The 5,239-nt window shown below is 44.6% G+C and carries 4 protein-coding genes; 3 read left to right on the top strand and 1 reads right to left on the bottom strand.

Going from position 1 to position 5,239, the window contains the following annotated elements:
• On the top strand, positions 1–1,499 hold a 1,499-nt coding region (locus tag VN447_RS02990; protein ID WP_325522662.1), incomplete at its 5' end, for an SLC13 family permease.
• 27 nt (positions 1,500–1,526) lie between these two features.
• The gene (locus tag VN447_RS02985) at positions 1,527–2,816 is read left to right on the top strand and encodes an MFS transporter (RefSeq protein ID WP_325522660.1); all 1,290 of its coding nucleotides are present in this window, start codon (positions 1,527–1,529) and stop codon (positions 2,814–2,816) included.
• 240 nt (positions 2,817–3,056) lie between these two features.
• Here the strand turns inward: VN447_RS02985 and VN447_RS02980 are convergent, their stop codons facing one another.
• On the bottom strand, positions 3,057–4,337 hold the full coding sequence (locus VN447_RS02980; RefSeq protein ID WP_325522658.1) for an IS110 family transposase: 1,281 nt from the start codon (positions 4,335–4,337) through the stop codon (positions 3,057–3,059).
• Between the two features lie 366 nt (positions 4,338–4,703).
• Here VN447_RS02980 and VN447_RS02975 point away from each other — a divergent pair, with 366 nt between their 5' ends.
• Positions 4,704–4,964: a pyridoxamine 5'-phosphate oxidase family protein gene (locus VN447_RS02975; protein ID WP_325522656.1), complete on the top strand. Its 261-nt coding sequence runs from the start codon at positions 4,704–4,706 to the stop codon at positions 4,962–4,964.
• Positions 4,965–5,239: the final 275 nt, after the last annotated feature.

Here is a 5,239-nt window from a genome sequence, read left to right as displayed (position 1 = left end):
GCACAATCACCTTATGCTTAGCGTGCCGGTTTATGGGAGGGAAACATATGGCGGAAACCAATAAGCCGACAGCAACTAAGGGTGTACTATCAATAGCAATGATTAAAAAGCTGATCGGCGCTGTAGTCGGCATAATTCTTGGAGTATATATTGCCGGGATTGGCGTGCCGGAGGGGTTAACAACCAAGGCCATGTGGGGAATGGCAGTGTTTATATGTGCCATTGTATGGTGGATTGCCGAAGTATTTCCTGACTATGTTACTGCGCTTTTGATGTGCAGTGCCTGGGCCGTTTTCGATATTGTCCCTTTTGGGACTGCTTTCGGTGGATTTTCCAATGCCACAATCTGGCTGCTGATAGGTGCGTTTGGGATGGCTGCGGCTGTTGGCAAATGCGGGCTTTTAACAAGGATATCGTTATATCTGATGAATCTGTTTCCACTGACCTTTAAGGGGCAAACCCTGGCTTTGATGGTTACGGGCACGCTTATGACACCGTTAATTCCCAGTGGCTCTGCTAAAATTGCCGTTTTAGCCCCTTTTGCCGCAGCTGTCAGTGACAGTATGGGCTATAAGAAAAAAACTCAGGGTGCCGGGGGGATCTTCGCCGCCATGTTTCTTTCACTGGGGTGCATACACCCGCTTTTTTTAAGCGGATCGTTCATGTGCTATTCAGTTGTAGGGCTGCTGCCCAAAGATATACAATCCCAAGTAACCTGGACTTCCTGGTTTATCAATGCACTTCCCTGGGGAATTACAGTATTGGTGTTGGGGTATCTGGCTATTTTGTTCTTATATAAACCCGAAGAAGAAAAAAGACTGGCGTCTACTATGATTAAAGATCAACGCGCCGCGCTGGGACCGATGAGCAAAAATGAAAAGTATGTTTCCGTTGTGCTTGTATTAACATTACTGATCTGGATGACTGAAGTGCTGCACGGGATAAATGCTACTATTATTGCGATTGCTGCCTTGGCGGCGTTGCTTGGCTATAATGTAATAGATAGAAATACCTTTAAATCTGGTATTGCCTGGGATGCAATTATGTTCATTGGCTGCATCTTTGCAGTCTCCGGTGTTTTTTCGGCTCTAAAAATTACCGGTTGGATCGGTAAAGTTCTGGGGCCCCATGTTGCACCACTCCTAGCCGGTAATATCTATCTTTTCCTGGCTGTATTGTGTATTGTTATTTACTTAGTCCGGTTTGTATTAGCCTCACAACTTGCCGTTATCACTATTTTTACGCTGTTGCTTACACCTTTAGCCTTAAAAGAGGGTATCAGTCCCTGGATCATGGGATTTACTTCATTTGTTGCTATTAATGTATGGATTTTAATGTATCAAAATGCGCAGTATCTGGTTGCGTTTTTTGGTGCCGCCGGGGGCGAGATGGTTAATCACCGGCAAATGATTAAGTTATGTGTCGCCTATATGATTATCTCAATCATCGGCTTGCTGGTCAGCATACCGTTCTGGAAACTCACAGGCCTGATTCAGTAGCGTAGACTTTCCCAACGAGGTGATAATTTGAGCAATTCAGCGGTCGATAGCATTAATACCCGGTTACAGTCCGGGTATGCCAGGCATCGGTTAGCGTTGATATTACTGATAACCTTACTAATAGCATATATTGACCGGGTAAATGTGGCGGTACTTGTTGTTGATAACACATTTCTGACTGACATGGGGATTGCCAATGATCCGGTAGCCAAAGGATCACTAATGACGGTATTTCTGGTCTGCTATGGAATCGGCAGTGTTCTACTCAGCCCGGTAGGTGACTGGCTGGGGCCAAGAAAGGCCACCCTGATTTCTATCTTGTTTTGGACGCTGGCATTGATATGGGGAGGATTCGCCACAGGCCTGGTGACAATGTTATTGTCCCGGGCCCTGCTGGGGATTGGCGAGTCCATGCACTATCCTATGCAAAGTAAATTTGTGAAAAATTGGTTTCCTCCGCATGAGCGGGGGAAAGCCAATGCAACCTGGCTTATCGGCCTAAATATAGCACCGATGGTTGCCATGCCGTTGTTTGCCTGGATGATCGCTGCCGTGGGCTGGCGGGACAACTTTTTTTTCCTGGCAAGCCTTGGTATTATCCCTTTGTTCCTGATCTGGAAGTATACTGCTGACCATCCCCACCTTTATCAGGGAATCAGCCCCTGCGAGCAGGCTTATATAGAGGCGGCGCTCAGTAAAGAACAGGCAGTGGAAGGAACTGCTGCGCCAACCAATGCCTGGCAGTCTTTTTTGATTGTCACTCGTGATTATCGCGTCTGGCTGCTGGTGCTGGCCTATTCGGGGACAAGCTCAATCTACTGGGGGGTAATTACCTGGCTGCCATCTTATCTCAAAGAAGCCAGGGAGTTCAGTTGGGCTGCTATGGGGGCATGGGCATCCCTGCCCTATATAATGGCTATTGTGGTTAAGGTAGGGGCCGGCTTTGCCATAGACAAGATAGGGCGTCCGGCTTTATTCCTGGCAACAGGCTTATTGGGCTCAGCCATTTTCATCTGGCTTGGCGCTTATGCGGAAAACAATATTATTGCCACAATCCTGATTTCCTGCGGCGTCGGTACACTGGCCATGGGAACCCCCTGTGCCTGGGTGCTGCTGCAGCAGCTGCTGCCGGGTAAAGTTGCCGGGACCGGAGCCGGATTTATGAATGGTGTCGCCAGTATTATATCGGCAGCTTCCCCCTTAATGGTCGGTTTTTTCATTGCCCTTACCGGCAGTTATATCGGCGGCTTGATGTACATGGTGGGTTGGGGCGTTTTTGGTGCCGGCTTATGTCTTGTACTGGCATGGAAGCGATAAACTGTGTAATCTCAGGTCTGATTCCAGATGTCTTGCTTAAAAATTGTGTGTTATTCTTAGTGAATTATGTTTTAGTTAAGAGTAACAGGCTGTTTTTTAGAAATTGGTAAGACAATTGCAAAGCAATCTGGTAATATGTCAAGCCCATAAAAAATAAATAACGTAAGCAATTCGCTAAAAAAGGGTACATGTAATAAGCTCATTCCTCAAGAAGAAGAAAAAGTTAAAAAATGGAAGATATTAAATTTGGTTTACTCTACTTTTAGAGTAAAGCTGATGGTTGGCCAGCAATCCAAAAATCAGCCGGATAAATTTACGAGCAGTAAGTGCGAGTGCGCGTTTGTGCTGATGAGTTTTAACTTCATCGTATTTCTTGTGGTAAAAAGCTGCGTATTCGGGTATATGGTTCTTAACATGACTGGCAGCTTCAATTAGATAGTAGCGTAAGTAAGAATTGCCAGCTTTTGAAAGAACGGTGTCATCAGCCCTGAAATTACCGGATTGATTTTCACGCCAAACAAGACCTGCATATTTAGCAAGAGAGCTGTGAGAGTGAAAGGCATCGATGGAGCCAATCTCAGCAATGATGCCGGCAGCGTAAACCGGACCGATGCCGGGAATGGACAAGAGACTGTGATAAGCATTGGGGTCAAGCCCCTTGAGTGTTTTTTCAATTGCCTTATTAATGGCCTTCATTTCGGACTCATAAGCGGAAATAAGGTTGAAAGAAGAGGCAATAGAGATGGTTAAGGGCTCATATAGACATTTATCCAATCGGTACGAGTTGCGAGCTGCCTGCTGAAGTAAAGTGGCTGTGTGGCCGGGATTTACAAATCGGTTTTTGCCTTTTTGACAAATATGATCAATCAGTGTTTCCATAGGCATATTGGCAATGTCTTCGGTAGAGAGGAAGTCGGTTAAAACCGAAGATGCCGTAGCACCGAAATTGTCGGAAAAAGGTTGGTTATCTTCGTCGAGCATAGAAAGCTCACTGAATTTCAGGAATATATTCGAGAGCATATATGTTTTCTCGCGAGTAAGCGAACTGGCGATATGTAAACGATGGCGGGTTAGGCGTTGCAGGGCAAGAAACTGGCTGCCGCGCCAAGGTGCAGTAGTAATTCGGCCCACTCTGGCAAAATCAGCGATTACAAAAGCGTCAACAGCATCGTTTTTCCCTAAGTCAATGTACGATTTTTTGTAATTGGCAATCATCTTAGGGTTCAAACAATAAACGTGAGTATAAAAAGGCATTAGCAGCTCACAAGAAGATAAATAGTTGGCGATATGAATTCCATAGAAAGACGTGGACTCCAAAGCAACCATTAGTTTGTTGATATCGCGGTTTTCATAAAGGAAGGCATGAAGTTTTTCGGCCATTTCAACGGCTCCTGGGTGATTGTTCGGTACAGAAAACCGCAGAAGTTTTTGTGCTTCATAATCAATAGCACAGACGACATTTTCTCGGGAACTTACGTCAATACCCACAAATAAAGTAGAAAGAAGATCCGCCTTCTTCATAAAACTTCACCTCCTTTTGGCAAAGAATAGGGAAGATAGAAAGGAATACCCTGATCTTATTCACTGACCGCACCCTCGCATAATAAGCATTCATCTGTGAAAGCAGCTTGCTGGAAAGCTTTCGCCCAGAGACGCAACATCTGTGTTAGCGGTATTTGATGAATAAGGCAGGCGTCACGCTTTATAAGCAATAACCGGAAGGTTTTGCAGGAGAACTCAGACGTTACCTTTGCTAAAATCTCTTATGAATATTTTAGCATCAGGGGATTCAAATCAAGGTAGTAAAAAATAAAATAAGCTTTGTAGACAATAGCGGATTATTGCTTACAAAACTTATTATACGAGGAGGAAAGAAAATGAAAAAAAATGCGGCTTACGAAGCAAGAGTTAGATAGCGAGCGTATTCGTAAAATATTGGAGACCACATTTTATGGCGTTTTATCTACTGTATCAGAAGATGGGATGCCCTATGGTGTGCCTCTAAACCATGTATTGGAAAACAACAAACTATACTTCCACTGCGCGGTAAATTCCCGTGGAACTGCTGAAGCGAGGGTTTATTTCGAAAATATAGGGTTTACCATTGAGAAGACGCAATTGAAAATTGCACGGGCCGGAGGCAACTGACTCAAGGGGACTCAAGGGGACGGTTCTCTTGAGTCAGTTTATTCTCTTATATCCACCGAGCATTCCACGGAAGTCAGCAAGATTGGGATATGCTTCTTGACAATCTCTTTCTAATTGACCATTTCCCTTTTACCCTTCTTTTTCAACTTGCCTGCTGCTAGTTTTGTATTCTCAGTAACTCTAAATTTGACTACCCTGCTTATTAAATCGTAAGGCAATAGCTTGTCTGTAGGAAACTGTACTGATCCTTTTGCTCCTTTATATTCCGATAATTC

This window comes from Sporomusa sp. (genome assembly GCF_035561155.1).
In the GTDB taxonomy this organism is placed as follows: Bacteria; Bacillota; Negativicutes; order Sporomusales; family Sporomusaceae; genus Sporomusa.
This window is presented reverse-complemented; position numbering and strand designations above follow the sequence as displayed.

Bases quoted from the DNA above. Each gene is read 5' to 3' on its own strand.
- VN447_RS02975 (WP_325522656.1), top strand. From the start codon at position 4,704: ATGCGGCTTACGAAGCAAGAGTTAGATAGCGAGCGTATTCGTAAAATA.
- VN447_RS02980 (WP_325522658.1), bottom strand. From the start codon at position 4,337: ATGAAGAAGGCGGATCTTCTTTCTACTTTATTTGTGGGTATTGACGTA.